Below are 18453 nucleotides of genomic sequence, written 5' to 3'. Positions count from 1 at the left end.
GCGAGGGATGTCCCTGATGCGGCTGCGATAAGAGTCGAGCCGGCGAAAAACTTCAACAGCCCGAACGGGCGACGCAGCATTTATTGAACGTTTTGGTCGGCTTTTCGGATCATATTTTCGAGAGCAGGCGCGTCGACCCCGGTCCATTCCAGAAAACCACCGGCGCGTCGACGGATCTTTTCAATGTGGTTCTGGGCAATATCGGAGAGCCGGTGATCGAGGAAGGGATTGCGGAAGCGCTCGATCGTCTGGCGGGCATAGGCTTCCGCCTCGCTCTTCATGCCGCGATGGGCAAAGCCGGGAATGATCTCCTCGGCATAGAGCCGTTCGAGAAAGTCGAGATAGTCGGGCCGCGCCAAGAGATCCCGCACCACCATGTCGCGGGGCAGGTCTGAGGCCAGCCACTTCTCGGTCATCGCCGTGTGTCCGAGATTGAGAATGAACAGCTTCAGCCGTTCATAGGATGAGATATCCGCAGCCGCCACGATGTCGGGATGTCTGCACGGCAGCGTCTGGCCCGGCCGCGTTTCGATCGCCCAGAGCGCATAGGGCTCGGCCACGGCGCCGGCCGGCTTGATCGGCTCGGAGACGATGCGATCGACCAGCGTGTTGGAGAAGATCACCTCGCCCTCAAGCCAGTCGCGGAATGCCTGCGGCAATTTCCAGCGCGCCGCGAGCCCGGTCACGATCGCCTTCAGCGCATCGCCATTGCGCGAGATCAGTTCGGCCGGGAGAATGGTCAGCGGCGTTCCGCACTTTTCGAAACGATCGAGCAGTAGCTTGGTCAGTTTGCCGGGAAAGCTTTCGGGAATCCCGACTGGCAGCGCCTCGGTCTCGGCGGAGATGTCGTAGCCGGCGTCGCCGGTATTGCAGATAACCGCCTGCGCTTCCTTAGAGAAAATTCGTGCGGTCTCGGTCCAGTCTTCATGGATCGACAACGCCTTCTTGACGGAGGTGATCCGCCTGGCCTCATCAATCACCGCGCCGTCTTTTAGTCCGCGGATGCGCACGGGAAATCCCTCGGGCGCCGCGAGCGCCGTCAGCCGCCGGCTGCGTTCGCCCGATCGCGTCGTCTGGACGATGGTGATCGGGCCCAGCGCCTCGCCGCGCTCGAGCGCTTCGCTGACGAACAGATCGGCATGGGCCTGCAGAAAACGGCTGGTGCCGAATTGAAGAATGGGGGTTGTCATGATGGGTCTCAATGGGGAACGGAGGCGATCAGCGTTTCACGCGCCGATGCGAGATGGGTCCGGCAGGCGGCGTCGATGCGGGCGAGATCCCGCGACCGGAGTGCGGATATATAGTCGAGATGTTCGCGCAGCGCCCGCTCGTTGCGAGCCCGGGCATGCGTCTTGTTCCACTGATAGTGATAGTGGAAGATGAAGGCGATCACGTCGTGGAAATCGATGACGAACCGGTTTCCCGAGGCGCGATGCACGAGAAGGTGAAAGCGCTCGTCGAGCGCCGAGAAATCCAGGAACCGGTCTTCGATCACGGCGAGCAGGGCGTGATGCTCCTCTTCGATCGCATCGAGCTCGGCCCAGGCCGGGTGGTCCTCCGGAAGATGGGCGAAGGCGGCGGCCGATTTGAATTCGAACATTTCCCGCACTTCGCTGAGTTCGAGCGCGAAATTCAGCGTGAAACCCTTGAGCACCCAATGGCTGTTGGGCCGCTTCTCGATCAGGCCGAAGCGCGAGAATCGGATCAGGAATTCCCGCACGCTGGTCGTGCCGGCTCCCACCTCGCGGGCGATTTCCGCCTCGCTGATCTGGGTCCCCGGGCTCGCTTCGCCGGTCAGGATGCGCTTCATGAAGGCGCGCTCGATGATCTCGTTCAGCGAATTGGTTTCTTCGTCGGGAAAGAAGTCCTCGTCCTTGGGCGGCCGGAGCACGATCTTGTTGCGCTTGTCCCACACGATCAGGCCGCTGTCGCGCATTCGCCCCAGGATCGCCCTGACCGTGGTGCGGCTGATGCCGTATTTCTCGCCGAGTTCCGGCTCCGAGGGCAGGTTGGCCTGCTCCTCGATGTCGCTCAGGCACCTGTTATAGGCTTCCTTGAACAGCGTGTTCTGCCGCGCCATGCGCCCTCCCATTCGCAATTGTCGCCTCGAGCGGCGACTGTCCTCCCATTGCGCAATCTGTATATTGTAGATAAAAGACAAAAGCAATTCGCATGACGCCGCGCGAGGAAGCGGCGAGGGGAGGGAAGAACATGAAAGCGATCCTGTGCGCCGAGCCCGGCCGACTCGAATTGGTGGAGCGCGCGGCGCCTCAGCCTGCCAAGGCCGAAGACGTCAGGCTCAAGGTCAGCCATATCGGCATCTGCGGCACCGATTATCACATCTATGAAGGCAAGCATCCCTTCCTCGCCTATCCTCGCGTCATGGGTCACGAGATCTCCGCCCATGTGCTGGAGGCGCCTGTCGGCTCCGGTCTTGAGCCGGGCGATCTCGTCGCCGTCAATCCCTACATCGCCTGCGGCCGCTGCTTCGCCTGCCGGCGCGGAAAACCGAATTGCTGCATGGCGATCGAGGTGCTCGGCGTCCATCGCGACGGCGCCTTTTGCGAAGAGATCATCGTGCCGTCTGTCAATGTTTATCCGGCGAAGGGCCTGTCTCCGGAGCAGGCCGCCACGGTCGAGTTTCTCGCCATCGGCGCCCATGCGGTGCGTCGGGCCGGATCGGTCGAACCGGGCGCTCGCGCGCTCGTGGTCGGCGCCGGTCCCATTGGGTTGGGAACTGCGCTGTTTGCCCGCATCGCCGGCTTCAAGGTGACGCTGATGGATCTGAGCGAGGAACGCCTCGCGGAAGCGAATGGCCGCTTCGGTCTCGCCTCCTCCATCACGGTCGGCCCGTCCGCGCTCGATCAGGCCAAGACCATCACCGAAGGCGAAGGCTTCGAGGCGGTGTTCGACGCCACCGGCAATGCGGCCTCGATGATGGCGGCGTTGCCCTTCGTCGCCCATGGCGGCGTTCTCGTCTATGTCAGCGTGGTCAAGGACGATATCAGCTTCGCCGATCCGGAGTTCCACAAGCGGGAAATGTCGATCATCGGCAGCCGCAACGCCCAGAAGGCCGATTTCGACCATGTCATCGCCTCGATCCGCAGCGGCGCCATCGACACCGATCAACTGATCACCCATCGCACCGATTTTTCAGGCGCGATCACGGATCTGCCGCGCTGGGCGCATCAGAAATCCGGGCTCATCAAGGCGGTCATCCAGGCGCAAGGCTGATCGGCGACAGTCATCACGCGGATGGCCTGTTTTCCGCAATTCGTCACCAGATGTGATGAATTCGATCGACTTGGCGCGATCGCGTTTCTTGTCCATTAAGCCGGAACTGTTAGTGTCCATCACGAATTAGAATGGTTGACCGGCGGTTCCGCCCGGGAAGAGGTGCAGGTTTTACATGTTCTATCATTTCTACGAATTGGGCCATGCCGCGATGGCGCCGGCCCGGGCAACGGCCGAATCGATGCGCATCGCCTACGCCAATCCGTTCAATCCGCTCTCTTACACTGCGCTCGGCCGGTCGATGGCCGCCGGTCTCGAAGTGTTCGAACGCGCCACCCGGCGATACGGCAAGCCTTCCTTTGATCTCCCGACCACGACGATCTCAGGCAAGCCGGTTTCGGTGCATGAACAGATCGCGCTGTCCAAGCCGTTCTGCGATCTCCTGCATTTTCAGCGCGTGTTGCCATCGGGCCATGGCCGCGATCCCAAGCTCTTGATCGTCGCGCCGATGTCGGGCCATTACGCGACGCTGCTGCGCGGAACCGTGGAAGCGCTGCTTCCGCATGCCGACATTTACATCACCGATTGGAAAGACGCCCGCATGGTGCCCTTGAGCGAGGGCTCCTTCGATCTCGACGACTATATCGATTATGTCATCGAGATGATCAGGTTCCTCGGCGAAGACACGCATGTGCTCGCCGTGTGCCAGCCCTCGGTGCCGGTGCTCGCCGCCGTGGCGCGGATGGAAGAAGACAAGGATCCCTTCGCGCCCGCCTCGATGACGCTGATGGGCGGCCCGATCGACACGCGCATCAATCCCACCGCCGTCAACCAGCTCGCGCAGGACAAGCCGCTCAGCTGGTTCGCCGACAATGTCGTGATGCAGGTGCCTTGGCCGCAGCCGGGCTTCATGCGCAACGTCTATCCCGGCTTCCTGCAGCTGTCGGGCTTCATGTCGATGAATCTCGATCGCCACATGATCGCGCATAAGGATTTCTTCTTCCATCTCGTCAAGAATGACGGCGATTCCGCCGACAAGCACCGCGATTTCTACGACGAATATCTGGCGGTGATGGATCTGACTGCAGAATTCTATCTGCAGACCGTCGACACCGTTTTCATCAAGCACTCCCTGCCCAAGGGCGATATGATGCATCGCGGCTCTCGCGTTGATTGCTCCAAGATCCGCCGCACCGCGCTCCTCACTGTCGAAGGCGAAAACGACGATATCTCCGGCGTCGGACAGACGCATGCGGCGCAGACGCTCTGCTCGTCGCTGGCGGACGGCAAGCGCGGCCATTATGTTCAGCCCGATGTCGGCCATTACGGCGTGTTCAACGGCTCGCGCTTCCGCAAGGAAATCGTGCCGCGCATCGTCTCCTTCATGCGCGAACATGGCGCAAGGACCGAAGCGGTCAATTCCAATTCGCCGGCGAAATCGTCCACGCCGAAGCTCAGGCTGCCGCGCCGGGGCGCTCAGTCCCAGCCCAAGGCCTGAGTTTCGCGTTTAGCGTGTTTAAGCAGGCGTTGAAAAACGCATGACGTTTCAGGCTCTTGTCCGATTTCGACGCAGATCTGCTTGAATGCGGCGCGTCCTTTCCCACATCGATTGCAATGGTCCGCGCTTTTGCGGGCCAGGCAAACGTGAGGAAACGACACCATGTACCGCACCGCCCCTCTCATACGGCCCGAATGGACGCCGGCCACCATCGCCCTGATGGTTCTCGGCTTCGTCGTGTTCTGGCCGCTTGGATTGGCCATGCTGGCATATATCCTGTTCGGCGATCGTCTCAGCGCCTTCAAGCGCGACGCCAATGCGCGTGTCGACGGTTTCGCCCGCGCCTGCCGTTCCGGTCGCTGGCGCGACAAGGGCTTCCAGTTCGCCTCTGGCAACATGGCCTTTGAAGACTGGCGCAAGGCCGAACTGGACCGCATCGAGGAAGAGCGCCGCAAGCTCGACGAAATGCGCGCGGAGTTCGACTCCTATATGCGCGAATTGCGCCGCGCCCGGGATCAGGAAGAGTTCGACCGTTTCATGCGCGACCGCGAGGCGCGCCTTAACCAGGTCGATACGCCGGATCAGGGCTTTCCCGCCTAACCCGCGAACATCTCGATAAATCGAGCCGGCGCCCCTCGCGCCGGCTTTTGTTTTGACGCGTGAATCTGCTAGACCTCATGTCATGTTGTCGCGGCTTTCCTTCCTGCAGAAACCCGAGCGTCCCAATGCGCCGTCCACCCGCACCCATGAAGTCGCGGGCCGCTCCCTGCCGCTCACCGTCAAACCTGACCGGCGCGCCCGCCGCATCACGCTGCGCATCGAACCGGGCGGCCAGGCGCTGAAGCTGACGGTGCCGTTTGGACTGAAGGCGCGCGAGATCGACGATTTCCTGGCCCGCCACGAAGGCTGGCTGATGACGCGGCTGGCCCGGTTCCCGCGCTCCAACGCCTTGACCGAAGGCCGGTACCTGCATCTGCGCGGCGTCGCCCATCGCATCGAGCGCACCGGTCTCCTGCGGGGCCTGACCCAGACTGCGGACGTCGACGGTGAAGCGGTGATCCGCGTCGGCGGCGCCGAGGATCACCTCGCCCGCCGGCTCAAGGATTATCTCAAGGCCGAGGCGCGCAAGGATCTCGAAGCGCGATCCCAGGCCCACGCCGCCGCAGTCGGCGCGACGATCAAGAGCATCACGCTCAAGGACACCAAGAGCCGCTGGGGCTCCTGCTCGCATGACGGCGCGCTCAGCTTTTCCTGGCGCATCATCATGGCGCCGCCTTACGTGCTCGACTATCTCGCCGCCCATGAAGTCGCCCATCTCAAGGAGATGAACCATTCCGATCGCTTCTGGGCTGTTTGCGCCCGCCTCTGCCCGCGCATGGACGAGGCGCGGCACTGGCTGAAGCGCAACGGCGCCATGCTGCATGTGCATGATTTCGGCTGAGTGCGCCGCATTCTCGGCGCGGAGATGGCGTAAAAACGGCTCGACTCTTACTCCATTTCATGCGAGTTGGGCCGGATGAAACTCGACATCAAAATCTGCGGATTGAAGACCGAAGAGGCTGTGGATCACGCCGTCCGACTGGGCGCGACCCATATCGGGTTCATCTTTTTCGAGAAGAGCCCGCGTCATATCGAGCCCGCCGACGCCGGCCGTCTGGCCGATCGCGTCCGCGGCCGCGCCAAGATCGTCTCGGTGTCGGTCAATGCCGATGACGACGATCTCGACGAACTGATCGCCATGATCAAGCCCGACATTCTGCAATTGCATGGAACGGAGAGCCCTGACCGGGTTCTCACCGTAAAAGCCATGACGGGTCTGCCTGTCATGAAGGCCTTGTCGGTGTCGACGTCGGAAGATCTGGCGCGGATCGAGCCCTACGACGGTCTCGCCAACCGCTATCTGTTCGACGCCAAGCCGCCCAAGGGCTCCGAGCTTCCCGGCGGCAACGGCGTCAGCTTCGACTGGTCGTTGCTGACAGCGCTCGATCCTTCGGTGGATTACATGCTGTCCGGCGGCTTGACGAAGGACAATGTCGGCGAGGCCATCCGCATCGCCCGTCCCCGGGGGATCGACGTGTCATCGGGCGTGGAATCGGCGCCCGGCGTCAAGGACTTGGCGAAAATGGACGAATTTTTCGCCGCTGTGCGTCGCGCGACGCAGGCGGCCTGAGGAGAAAACGCGTGAACGAGATCGCAAAGCCCAATTCCTACCGCGCCGGACCGGACGAAGACGGCCGTTTCGGCATTTATGGCGGCCGCTTCGTGGCCGAAACCCTGATGCCGCTGATCCTCGATCTGCAGGCTGAGTGGAACAAGGCCAAGACCGATCCCGAATTTCAGGCCGAACTCGCCAATCTCGGCACGCATTATATCGGCCGTCCCAGCCCGCTCTATTTTGCCGAACGCCTGACGGCCGAACTCGGCGGCGCCAAGATCTATTTCAAGCGCGACGAGCTCAACCACACCGGTTCGCACAAGATCAACAATTGCATCGGCCAGATCCTGCTCGCCAAGCGCATGGGCAAGACGCGCATCATCGCCGAAACCGGCGCAGGCCAGCATGGGGTCGCCTCGGCCACGGTCGCTGCCCGCTTCGGCCTGCCTTGCGTCGTCTATATGGGCGCAACCGATGTTGAGCGCCAGGCGCCCAACGTGTTCCGCATGAAGCTGCTCGGCGCCGAAGTGATCCCGGTCACCGCCGGCAACGGCACGCTGAAGGACGCCATGAACGAGGCGCTGCGCGACTGGGTCACCAATGTCGACGACACTTATTACATGATCGGCACCGCCGCCGGTCCGCACCCTTATCCGGAAATGGTGCGCGAATTCCAGTCGGTCATCGGCCGCGAGGCGCGCGAGCAGATGCTGGCCGCCGAAGGCCGTCTGCCGGACATGCTGGTCGCGGCCGTCGGCGGCGGCTCCAACGCCATCGGCCTCTTCCATCCCTTCCTCGACGACAAGTCGGTCCGCATCGTCGGCGTCGAAGCCGGCGGCAAGGGTCTGGACGGAGAAGAACATTGCGCCTCGCTCACCGCCGGATCGCCGGGCGTGCTGCATGGCAACCGCACCTATCTGCTGCAGGATGGCGACGGCCAGATCAAGGAAGGTCACTCGATCTCCGCCGGCCTCGATTATCCCGGCATCGGTCCCGAACATTCCTGGCTCAAGGATATGGGCCGCGCCGAATATGTGCCAATCATGGACGATGAAGCGCTCGCCGCCTTCCAGATGCTGACCCGCACCGAAGGCATCATTCCGGCGCTCGAGCCCAGCCATGCTTTGGCCGAGGTGATCAAGCGGGCGCCGAAAATGGGCAAGGACGAGATCATTCTGATGAATCTTTGCGGCCGCGGCGACAAGGACATCTTTACCGTCGGCAAGATTTTGGGAATGGGGCTCTGATCGCGATGACCGCACGCATGGACAAGAAATTCGCCGACCTCAAGGCTGAAGGCCGGCCCGCGCTCGTCACCTATTTCATGGCGGGTGATCCGGATTACCAGACCTCGCTCGAGATCATGAAGGCTCTGCCGGGCGCCGGCGCCGACATTATCGAGCTCGGCGCGCCGTTTTCCGATCCGATGGCGGATGGCCCGGCCATCCAGCTCGCCGGTCAGCGGGCGCTGAAGAACGGTCATTCGCTCGCCAAGACCATCCAGATGGCGCGCGAATTCCGCGAGAACGACCAGACCACGCCGATCGTGCTGATGGGCTATTACAATCCCATCTATATCTATGGCGTCGAACGTTTCCTCGATGACGCGGTGGACGCCGGCATCGACGGTCTGATCATCGTCGATCTTCCGGTCGAGATGGATGACGAGCTCTGCATCCCGGCTATCCGCAAGGGCGTCAACTTCATCCGCCTGACCACGCCCACTACCGACGACCGCCGCCTGCCCAAGGTGCTTACCAATACGTCGGGCTTCGTCTACTACGTCTCGATGAACGGCATCACGGGGTCTGCGTTGCCCGATCCATCGCTGATCGCCGGCGCCGTGCGCCGCATCAAGAGCCATACCGATCTGCCGGTTTGCGTCGGCTTCGGCGTCAAGACCGCCGAACACGCCCGCCTGATCGGCGCGGCCGCCGACGGCGTCGTGGTCGGCACCGCCATCATCAACCAGGTCGCGACCTCGCTTGACAAAGAAGGCCACGCCACGGCCGATACGGTCCAGGCAGTCGTCACCTTCGTCAACGGCCTGTCCACCGGCGTGCGCGCCGCGCGTCTTGCAGCCGCCGAGTAAAACAGCCATATCGGGGCGGAAACGCCCCCGGTCAGGAGTTTGAGCCATGAACTGGATCACCAATTTCGTCCGTCCGAAGATCAATTCCATGCTCGGCCGGCCCACCGCCGACGTGCCAGAGAATCTCTGGATCAAATGCCCGGAGACGGGCGAAATGGTCTTCCACAAGGATCTCGAAGCCAACAAATGGGTCATTCCCAATTCCGGCTATCACATGAAGATGCCGGCTAAGGAACGTCTGGTCGACCTGTTCGACGATGGTCGCTACGAGGCGCTGCCGCAGCCCAAGGTGCCGCAGGATCCGCTGAAATTCCGCGATTCCAAGAAATATGCCGACCGCCTCAAGGACGGTCGCGCCAAGACCAGCCAGGAAGACACGATCCTGGCCGGCGTAGGCCAGGTGCGCGGCGTCAAGATGGTGGGCGTCGTGCATGAATTCGCCTTCATGGGCGGTTCGCTCGGCCTCGCCGCCGGCGAAGCCATCATCAAGGCCTTCGAGCGCGCCATTGCCGAGCGCTGCCCGCTGGTGATCTTCCCGGCCTCGGGCGGAGCCCGCATGCAGGAAGGCATTCTGTCGCTGATGCAACTGCCGCGCACCACGGTGGCGGTGGAGATGTTGAAGGAAGCCGGTCTGCCCTATTTCGTCGTGCTGACCAATCCCACCACCGGCGGCGTCACCGCCTCCTACGCCATGCTCGGCGATGTGCATCTTGCCGAACCCGGCGCGGAAATCTGCTTCGCCGGCAAGCGCGTCATCGAGCAGACCATCCGCGAAAAGCTGCCGGAAGGCTTCCAGACCTCGGAATATCTGCTCGAACACGGCATGGTCGACATGGTCATCCGCCGTCACGACATTCCGGACACGCTGGCGCGGCTGACCCGCATGATGCTCAATCTTCCCGACGTCGTCGCCGAAGCGGCATAAGATCCGGACCGGGGAGGGGCCATGACCGCGACGCAACCGAGCCGCGCTGAGCAGGAAATCCTACGCCTGCTCGGCATCTATCCGCGCGGCTTCGATCTGTCGCTGGATCGCATCCGCCGGCTTCTCGACGATCTCGGTCGACCCCAGGACAGGCTGCCGCCGGTGATCCACATCGCTGGCACCAACGGCAAAGGCTCCGCCACCGCCTTTTGCCGCGCCCTGATCGAGGCGGCGGGCCTCGCCTGCCATGTCCACACGTCGCCGCATCTGGTGCGCTGGCATGAGCGCTACAGGCTCGGCGCGCCGGGCGGCGGTCGTCTGGTTTCCGACGAGGCGCTGCTGCACGCCGTTCTCCGCGCTGAGCAAGTCAATGCCGGCCAGCCAATCACCGTCTTCGAATTGCTGACGGCGGTGATCTTCATCCTGTTTTCCGAACATCCGGCCGACGCCGCCGTGATCGAAGTGGGCCTGGGCGGCGAATTCGACGCCACCAATGTCTTCGATCATCCCGCTGTGTCGCTGATCATGCCGATCGCGCTCGATCATCAGGCCTGGCTCGGCGATACGATCGAACAGATCGCCGCCGCCAAGGCCGGCATCATCAAGCGCCGCCGTCCCGTGGTGCTGGGCAAGCAGGAAGACGCCGCCGCTCTCGAAGTCCTGGTCAACCGGGCCGAACGCGCCGGCGTGGACCCCGCCATCTATGGACAGGATTTTCTGGCTTACGAAGAGAATGGTCGCCTCGTTTATCAGGATGAGGATGGGCTGATGGATCTGCCGCTGCCGGCTCTGCCGGGCCGCCACCAGATCGCCAACGCCGCCGCCGCCATCCGCGCCGTCAAAAGCGCCGGCTTTACGCTCCGCGAAGAAATGGTCGCCAAGGCGATGAAGTCGGTCAGCTGGCCGGCGCGTCTGCAGCGCCTCAAGACGGGCAATCTCATTCCCTTCGCCCCGCCGGGCGCGGAAATCTGGCTGGATGGCGGCCACAATCCGCATGGCGGCCGCGCCGTCGCCGAGGCCATGGTGTCCTTCGAGGAGCGCGAGCCACGCCCGCTCTATCTCGTCACCGGCATGATCAACACCAAGGATCCCAAGGGTTATTTCGAGGCTTTCGAAGGCCTCGCCCACAAGGTCTATACCGTGGCGATCCGAAGTTCCGACGCCGGCCTCGATCCCGTCGCGCTCGCCCATGACGCCGCCGAAGCCGGTCTTCGCGCCGAGCCTGCCGCTTCCACTGCAGCCGCGCTGAGCCAGATTGCCGTCGAGACGGAAACAGATCCGGTCCCGCCGCGCATTCTCATCGGCGGCTCGCTCTATTTCGCCGGCACGGTGCTCGAAGACAACGGCACGCTGCCGGAATGACAAAGCCCGGCGCGAGGCCGGGCTTCATCATCATCACTGAATTTTCAAAATCAGGCGGCGCTGGAGATCCAGGCGCTGAGCGCGGTCTTTGGCGACGCGCCAACCTTGATGTCGGCGACCTGACCGGCCTTGAACATCGCGAGCGTCGGGATCGAGCGGACGCCGAACTGAGCGGCGAGCTGCGGATTGTCGTCGATGTTCAGCTTGGCGATCTTTACCTTGCCGGCATATTCCGAGGCGAGTTCTTCGAGCGCCGGCGCGATCATCTTGCACGGGCCGCACCATTCGGCCCAGAAGTCCACCACGACAGGCTCGGCGGAGTTGAGCACTTCTTCCTGGAAATTGTTCACGTCGACTTTGACGGTGGCCATCGGAAATCTCCTTCTTGGGGCGGATCATTGCGGGCCGCCCAGGCTTGTTCGGACACATATGTGGTCATGCGCCGGGATCGGTTCAATGACCTAAATCATCGGGCCGAAATTTCAAGCAGGGCTTTTTCAACTTCGGCCTCCGTCAGGGAATAAAGCTGTGGTCCTTCGGTGTAGAGCAGCAGGCAGCGGATGATTTCTCCCGGAAAAATGGATTCCAATACCGAGCGATAGAGCGCGAGCTGGGCGCGATGGGCGAAGGGGATATCCTCCCGGCGCTCCGGCGGCGACAGATTGGTCTTGTAATCGAGAATGAACACACCCTTGTCGTCGCGCCCCATCCGGTCGATCCGGCCCGAGACGGCGAAGGCGCGTCCCTTCAGGCTGATCTGGCCCATGATCGACACTTCGGCCTTGGTGTCGGCATGATGCAGGAAGGTGAGATCGGGATCATCCAGAATGTCGAGCGCCTGGACGGCGATGCGCATCCGCTCCGCCTCGCTCCAATCCGGCGCGGCCCGCGACAGATAGCGCTCCGCAGCATCAGCCCTTTCCATCTCCGCAAATTCGGGCAACGTCTGCAGCAGCCGGTGCATGATCTTGCCGCGTGTCTGCGCGCCTGAGCCCGAGCGTTTCGGGTCGAACAGCAGCGATTTCACCACCTCGTCGCCGGCGCTCTCGTCGATCACCGCATGCGCGCCCGACGGCGCGAGCGGCCGAGGCAGATCGGCAAGCGGCGGAAGCGGCGCATAAAGCCCCGGCGGCGGCTCTCTTGGCGCAAGCGGCCGCGTCTCGGCCTTTCCGGTCTCGACCGTCGCCTCGACGTCTCCGCCGGCATGCCTGCGCCAGGTCCAACCCTGCCATTCAAGCGGTCCGGCCCGGAAGGTTTCGGGCCGGCAATGGCTGTCATCCGCCGTCAGGGCGGTCCGGACGATCTCGGCCCAGGTGCCGGCGTTTTCCCGCTTCTTGCGATAGCTCGCCAACACCAGCCGGTCGGACGCCCGGGTCATGCCGACATAGAGCAGCCGGCGATATTCCTCTTCCGCGCCCGCGCCCAATCTGGCTTCGTCGGCGGTGATCACGGGGCACTGGAAATCGCGATTGGGATACCAGAGCGGCAGGCTGGTTCCGCCCTCGCTGCGCTCGACGATGCGCATGCGCGGCAACAGCGTCTTGTCGAACGGCTTGCCGCCGCTGTCGACGAGGAACACCACTGGCGCCTCCAGCCCCTTGGAGGCGTGCACGGTCATGATGCGGACTTCGTCGCGGCCCTTGTCCTGCTCGCGCTTGATCTCGGGGGAATCCTCCTCCATCGTCGCGAGGAAGGTGGCGAGCCCCGGCAGTCCCGCCTGTTCGTGATCGAGCGCGAAGCTCAGAAATTCATCGAGCACGTCGCTGACTTCGGCGCCGAAGCGGGCCAGGAACAGCCGCCGCGCCCCCTCGGCACCCAAGAGACGGGCGTAGAAATCATGCGGGCGCAGCGAACAGGCCATCCTGCGCCAGCCATCCAGCCGGTCGCGCACCACCCGCCAGCGCGAGGACGTCTCGGCCAGCGCGTTCAGTCTCTGCCACAGGCTTTCCGCAGGGCTGCGCTCCGCCGCCAGTTCATAGAGAGCGTCTTCGTCGTGATTGATCAGCGGCGATTTGATCAGCGCCGCCAGCGACAAATCATCCTCGGTGAGAATGAGGAAGCGGCCGAGCGCCATCAGGTCCTGGATGGCGATATGGCTGGAGAGCACCAGCCGGTCGGCGCCGGCCACCGCCACGCGGCCGCCCTTCTTCAATTCGCGCGACAAAGTCAGCGCAAAGGCGTCGCGCTTGCGCACCAGCACCAAGATGTCGCCCGGCCGAATGAGACGCACGCTGCCGTCGCGCTCCACCACGGTTTGCTTGCCCGCCATCGCCTCGATCGAGGCCGCCACCCGCCGGGCGAGTTCGGCTGCGGCCGAGCGTTCGGCCACGCGGTCGAAGGGCGCAAGCCAGTCTTCGTCCTCTTCGGCGCTCGTTTCCTCCGCAATCGTCTCCCAGAGATCGACCCGGCCCGCCTGGCCGATGCGGTTGGAGACATGCACGACAGGATCGCCCATCGCGCTCAGCCCCCGCGCATTGGCGGGGTCGGCGAACACCCGGTCCACCGCCGTCAGCACATCCTCTGTCGAGCGGAAGGAAACATGCAGATTGATGGGACGAAAGGCCCGTTCGCCGTCTTCCGCGCGGCGTTTGGTCAAGCTCCGCTCTTCGGCGAAGCGCTCGGGACGCGCGCCCTGGAAAGAATAGATCGACTGCTTCTCGTCGCCGACCACAAAAATGGTGCGGTTCAGCCGACGTGCGCTTTCGCCGGCGAAGAAATCCTCGGTCAGCGAGCGGATGATTTCCCATTGCGTCGGGCTCGTGTCCTGCGCCTCGTCCACCAGAATATGGTCGATGCCCTGGTCGAGCTTGTAATGCACCCAGGGGCCGATGCCCTCTTTCTTCAGCAGCGCTTCAGTGCGGGTGATAAAGTCCTCGAAATCGAGGAAGCTGCGCTCCTTCTTCAGCGTCTCGTAATTCTCGATCAGCCGTTCGCCGAGGATCAAGGCCGACAGCGTCGCCTCATAGAGACGCGCGGTCTTGTAGTCCTGCCAAATCCGCGCCAGCCACCCCGTCGCGCCGATCAGCCGGTCGATGAGCGCGGCGTCGCGATTGCGCATGTCCTTGTTGGCGTATGTGCTTTCGGCATAGGGCGCTTCATCCGTCGCCTTCAGCAGCCCCTCGCGCAGGGTGATCAGCCGCTTGACGGGGTCTTCCTCGCGGGCGGCGAGCCCAAGCGCATAGGCGCAGCCCTGCGCTTTCGATCCGCCCTTGTCATTGGCGAGATCGATATAGGCCATGGCATCCGCGGGCGAGAATCCGGCTAACGGCCAGGCGCGGGCCGCCGTCGAGGAAATAGTCGCCCCCGGTTCCAGCCCCAGCGCCTCGGCGAGAACCGCTTCATAGCCGCGCTCGCGACTGGCGGCGAGAAAGCGCCGGATGGCGGTGCGGTTCTGGATCAGGTCGTTCAGCAGCCGGTCGAGGCCGGTTTCGTCGGCGATGCTGAGCGCGTCATAAAAGGCCCGCGCGAGGGCTTCGTCGCCCTCGGCCTGCGTCGCCGTCAACAACGAGCGCCGAGCCTCCGACAGCAGGCTCGCCGCCGCCTTGTCGTCGAGCACGCTGAAATGCCCGGCGACATTCGCCTCCAGCGGAAACTGGTGCAAGAGCGATTCGCAGAAAGCGTGAATGGTCTGGATCTTCAGCCCGCCAGGCGATTCCAGCGCCCGGGCGAAGAGCTTGCGCGCTTCAGCCAGCTTGAAGGCGCTGGGCGCTTCGCCTTCCATCCCTGCGATGTCGCGCGCCAGCTGCTCGTCGTCGAGCGCCGTCCAGCGCGACAGTTTCTCGAACACGCGGTTGGACATTTCAGACGCCGCCGCCTTGGTGTAGGTCAGGCAGAGAATGGAGGAGGGCCGCGTGCCGTTCAGCATCAGCCGGATGACGCGCTGGGTCAGCACATGCGTCTTGCCGGATCCCGCATTGGCGGACACCCAGACCGACATGCCCGGCGAGGATGCGGCGTTCTGGAGAAGCGTCGTTTCGCTAAGCGGCGTTGTCGTCGCGGCCTCACTCATCGCCGGCCTCCTCGTCGCTGTCGGCGGAAGACCATTCGGCCACCCGGGCGAGATGATCGTAATCGCCGCCATGATCGCTGTCGCGGAACGGCGCGACGCGGGACTTGAAGCCGGCTTTGCCCGTCTTCAGCGCCGCCGTCAGCTTGGCGAGCTGCGACAACGCTTCGGTGGCCAGCTCATCGGCCGAGCGCCGGTCTTCCGGCTTGGTTTTGGTGGATTTCTCGTTGTTGACGCAGTCGACCTTGAAGTTCCGGCCGGGCCTGAGCCGCACATAGAGCAGATCTTCCGCCTGACGCGCCTTGAGGTCGGCAAAGCCGCCCGCTTTCAGCACCGCCGCCTCCAGCGCCAGCTGCGGCTCGAGCAGCGTGCGCGCTTCCTTGGGCGAGGGACCTAGCCCGGTCTTGTAATCGATAATGTCGGCGCGACCGTCCTTGCGCAGATCGATACGGTCGGCGCGGCCCGACACGGTCAGCCCCGGCAGATGGTGCTCGCCGCGGATTTCCACGAAGGACTTGTCGATCAGCGGCCGACGCTCGGCCTCATGCGCCAGAAATTCTCGCGCCACTTCCAGAAAGCGCGGTCGCCAGACGGCTTCCACATGCGGGGGCAGAGCGGCTTCTGCAAAGACTTCGCTTGTAAGCCTTGAGATGATGTCGAAGGCCCCGGGCGCGCGGGCGTCAAAGCCGCCTTTGACGAAGCGCTCGACCACGGCGTGATAGAGATTGCCGCGCTCCAGAGCCGCCGGCTCGCGGTTGAACGGCTCCAGCGGATCGAGCTTGAGAATGCGCCGCGCATAGATCTGATAGGGATCGCGGCGCAGCCGGCCCGCCTCGCTGAAAGAATAGCGCTCCGGCTGTTTCTCTGCCGGCGGAAAAGGTTCGGGACGCGGCGAGAACGGCTGCTCGTCGCCGTAGTCGAGCGATTCCGCCAGCGCCCGATACTCGTCGCCGCGCTGGCGCATCGCCTCGGTCACGCTTTGGCCTGCAGCCGATTGCAAGCGTTGCAGAAAGCGCGAGGCGACCGAGGGCGCGCCGCCCTGGCGCAGCGCGCGGGTCAGGATCACCTTCTGCGCGCCCAGTCCCATCACGAAATCATGCGCCGCCTGGCCGATGCGCCGCTCCGGCGGTTCGAGCCCGATCTCGGTCTTCATCATCCGAGACAGGAAGGGATTGTTCGCCGTCTGCGCCGGCCAGATTCCTTCGTTGAGACCGCCGAGCACCAGCGTGTCCACCTCCAGTAGGCGGGCTTCCAGCGTGCCCCAGATCATCACGCGCGGATGGTCGTTGCTCTTCGGCTTCACGCCGACCCCGGCGATCAGCGCCGTCAGCGCGTCGATCCATTGCGGCCCGTCAGCCTCCAGCGCATCGCCGGTTTCCTGCAATTCGCGCAGCAGCCGCGCCAGCGTCACGCCCGCTTCGCTCGACCACAGGCTTTCAAGACTGTCGCGCTCGTCGAGACAGAAGGCTTCGAGCGTCTGTCCCGTCGCTTCCGCCCAGGCGGGCAGGGGATAGCGCTGGATCGGCCGACCAAAGTGGTCGCGCGCCGCCATCTTGGTCAGCGGCTCGACCGCCTGTTCGATCCGCCGCGACAGTGTGATCAGCATCTCCAGCTGATCCTCGATCAGCAGATGCTGCTGCCAATGGGTCTTGTGCGGATTGTCTTTCAGCTTTGCGATGGCCTCGGCGACACGCGGCGTCAACGCCGAGGGATTGGCGGGCGCGGTGCCGCCGCGCAATGTCAGCAGTTCCAGCCGGTTGACGTGGGTTTCCAGCGTCGCCCTGTTCATGCCGAGCCGGATGATCGGATGTTTGAGCAGGCTGATCAGCACTGCGGGGTCGCCGGGCCGAAGCGTGGCTTCCAGCACAAGCCGCGCCAGCGCTCCCTGCGGCGCGGTCATCAGCGGCGCGCCCGCCGAATCGTCGGCCTCGATGCCAAAGCGCTTGAGTTCAGAGGCGACGCGGCGGGCGAGATTGCGGTCCGGCGTCACCAGCGCCGCCCGGGTTCGGGCCGCGCCGTCGGTGGCGTTCAGCGCCAGCTTGAGCGCGATCGCCGCGGCCAGCGCCTCTTCGCGCTCATTGGCCGCTTCGATCAGCGCCATGTCTTCGAAAGCCTCGGCCAGCGCGGCCTCCCCGGTCTCGTCGCGCCAGGCGCGGTGATTGGCTTCGGCTTCCGCTGGCGTGAAAGCCTGGCTGACGGCGCGGCCGCGCAGGCGCAGTCCGTCTTGTTCCAGCGCCAGCGGCGCGACGTCGCGCCGCTCGGTCTTCAGCCGGGCGAGCAGATGATGAAGCCCATATTGCGGATGGCTGCGGCTGGCCGGATCGCCGTCCTTCTTGCCGTCAGGCCCAATCGCGCCGGCCAGACGCCAATGCGCCTCGGGCATGTCGAGATCGAGACCCGGCAGCACGACACGTCCGCAATCGAGCCCGTGGATCGCCTCGATCAGCTCGGCGGTCGCCGGGATCGAGCCGGTAGACCCCGCCACGATCACCGGATGCGGCGTCTGTTCGCGCATGTAGCGGCGGGCCTCGGCCCGGATCGCCTCGGCGCGATGGGCGGCGGGGGAAGAGCGGTTGAGTTCGGAGAGCCGCTCCGGCCAGAAGGTGCGGGCGATCTTCAGGAATTCGCCGGTCAGCTGCTGCCAGATGGCGCGGTCGCCGAGATCGATCCGGTCGAGCCCATCCCAGCCGGTTTCCTCGGTCTCGATCGCGTCGATCAGCTCCACCAGGCTGCGGGCCAGCCAGATGGCGTCGGCCGGGCTTGCCGGCGCCACCAGCGGCGAATCGGTATGGATGTCGCGCAGCATCGCCGGCAGCTTGTTTCGCCAGGCGAGAATCAGGCGAGATAATTCAATGAGCCGGCGAACAGGCGAGATCGGCGGCAGGAGATCCAGCGCCGCATCCGGCGTCTCGTCGAAATAGCCGGCGTCGTCGTCGATCTCGCCGAGCGGACGGATGACCGGCAGGATCGCCGCCCGGCCCGCCATCAGGTCCACGAATTCCGACCGAAGCGCGCGGGCCGCGCGCCGCGTCGGCAGATAGATCGTGGCCCTAGACAGCGACAGCGGATCCTCCGGCGTCAGCCGGAAGGAGGAGACCAGCCGTCCCTCGACGAGCGCCCGCGCCAGCGTCTTCAGAAATGGCGCGCCGGGCGGGATGGTGAAGACGCGGGGGTCGCTCAT

At 64.1% G+C, this 18453-nt stretch carries 14 protein-coding genes; 9 read left to right on the top strand and 5 right to left on the bottom strand.

The annotated features are described in order from the left end of the window. Positions 1 to 80 precede the first annotated feature (80 nt). Together E8Q41_RS18355 and E8Q41_RS18350 are read right to left on the bottom strand one after the other, a co-directional pair. Positions 81 to 1190, bottom strand: coding sequence for a mannitol dehydrogenase family protein (locus E8Q41_RS18355; RefSeq protein WP_137157007.1), 1110 nt, complete (start codon positions 1188 to 1190; stop codon positions 81 to 83). Positions 1191 to 1198: 8 nt separating this feature from the next. Next, positions 1199 to 2080 carry a GntR family transcriptional regulator gene (locus E8Q41_RS18350; protein ID WP_137157006.1) on the bottom strand — a complete coding sequence of 294 codons (882 nt, stop codon included), beginning with the start codon at positions 2078 to 2080 and terminating at the stop codon, positions 1199 to 1201. 131 nt (positions 2081 to 2211) lie between these two features. Between E8Q41_RS18350 and E8Q41_RS18345 the strand changes: the two genes are divergently transcribed. From E8Q41_RS18345 to E8Q41_RS18305, 9 genes are all read left to right on the top strand, one after another. Beyond that, positions 2212 to 3234, top strand: coding sequence for a zinc-binding alcohol dehydrogenase family protein (locus E8Q41_RS18345; RefSeq protein WP_137157005.1), 1023 nt, complete (start codon positions 2212 to 2214; stop codon positions 3232 to 3234). A 175-nt stretch (positions 3235 to 3409) separates the two neighbouring features. Beyond that, positions 3410 to 4732 (top strand): polyhydroxyalkanoate depolymerase, encoded by a 1323-nt coding sequence (gene phaZ / locus E8Q41_RS18340; protein ID WP_137157004.1) that lies wholly within the window; start codon positions 3410 to 3412, stop codon positions 4730 to 4732. Between the two features lie 162 nt (positions 4733 to 4894). After that, on the top strand, positions 4895 to 5332 hold the full coding sequence (locus tag E8Q41_RS18335) for a DUF2852 domain-containing protein (protein ID WP_137157003.1): 438 nt from the start codon (positions 4895 to 4897) through the stop codon (positions 5330 to 5332). Positions 5333 to 5414: 82 nt separating this feature from the next. Continuing rightward, a complete protein-coding gene (locus tag E8Q41_RS18330; protein WP_137157002.1) occupies positions 5415 to 6173 on the top strand; it encodes a M48 family metallopeptidase in 759 nt (252 codons plus the stop codon). 75 nt (positions 6174 to 6248) lie between these two features. Then, a complete protein-coding gene (locus E8Q41_RS18325) occupies positions 6249 to 6902 on the top strand; it encodes a phosphoribosylanthranilate isomerase (RefSeq protein WP_137157001.1) in 654 nt (217 codons plus the stop codon). An 11-nt stretch (positions 6903 to 6913) separates the two neighbouring features. Then, entirely contained in the window at positions 6914 to 8134 is a 1221-nt protein-coding gene (gene trpB / locus E8Q41_RS18320) for a tryptophan synthase subunit beta (protein WP_137157000.1), read from the top strand. 5 nt (positions 8135 to 8139) lie between these two features. Continuing rightward, a complete protein-coding gene (gene trpA, locus E8Q41_RS18315) occupies positions 8140 to 8979 on the top strand; it encodes a tryptophan synthase subunit alpha (protein ID WP_137156999.1) in 840 nt (279 codons plus the stop codon). 46 nt (positions 8980 to 9025) lie between these two features. Next, complete coding sequence (gene accD / locus E8Q41_RS18310) at positions 9026 to 9904, top strand: acetyl-CoA carboxylase, carboxyltransferase subunit beta (RefSeq protein ID WP_137156998.1); 879 nt, start codon at positions 9026 to 9028, stop codon at positions 9902 to 9904. Between the two features lie 21 nt (positions 9905 to 9925). Then, complete coding sequence (locus tag E8Q41_RS18305; protein ID WP_137156997.1) at positions 9926 to 11266, top strand: folylpolyglutamate synthase/dihydrofolate synthase family protein; 1341 nt, start codon at positions 9926 to 9928, stop codon at positions 11264 to 11266. Positions 11267 to 11316: 50 nt separating this feature from the next. Here the strand turns inward: E8Q41_RS18305 and trxA are convergent, their stop codons facing one another. From trxA to addB, 3 genes are all read right to left on the bottom strand, one after another. Next, the gene (trxA, locus tag E8Q41_RS18300; RefSeq protein WP_137156996.1) at positions 11317 to 11637 is read right to left on the bottom strand and encodes a thioredoxin; all 321 of its coding nucleotides are present in this window, start codon (positions 11635 to 11637) and stop codon (positions 11317 to 11319) included. A 95-nt stretch (positions 11638 to 11732) separates the two neighbouring features. Beyond that, entirely contained in the window at positions 11733 to 15275 is a 3543-nt protein-coding gene (gene addA / locus E8Q41_RS18295) for a double-strand break repair helicase AddA (RefSeq protein WP_137156995.1), read from the bottom strand. Continuing rightward, positions 15268 to 18453, bottom strand: a complete 3186-nt coding sequence (addB, locus tag E8Q41_RS18290) for a double-strand break repair protein AddB (protein WP_137156994.1) — start codon at positions 18451 to 18453, stop codon at positions 15268 to 15270. Before addB ends, addA begins: the two co-directional genes overlap by 8 nt.

Source organism: Rhizobium sp. FKL33 (assembly GCF_005222915.1).
GTDB lineage: Bacteria > Pseudomonadota > Alphaproteobacteria > Rhizobiales > Rhizobiaceae > Rhizobium_E.
The sequence above is the reverse complement of the archived record's forward strand: the minus strand, read 5'-3'. Positions and strand labels throughout refer to the sequence as shown.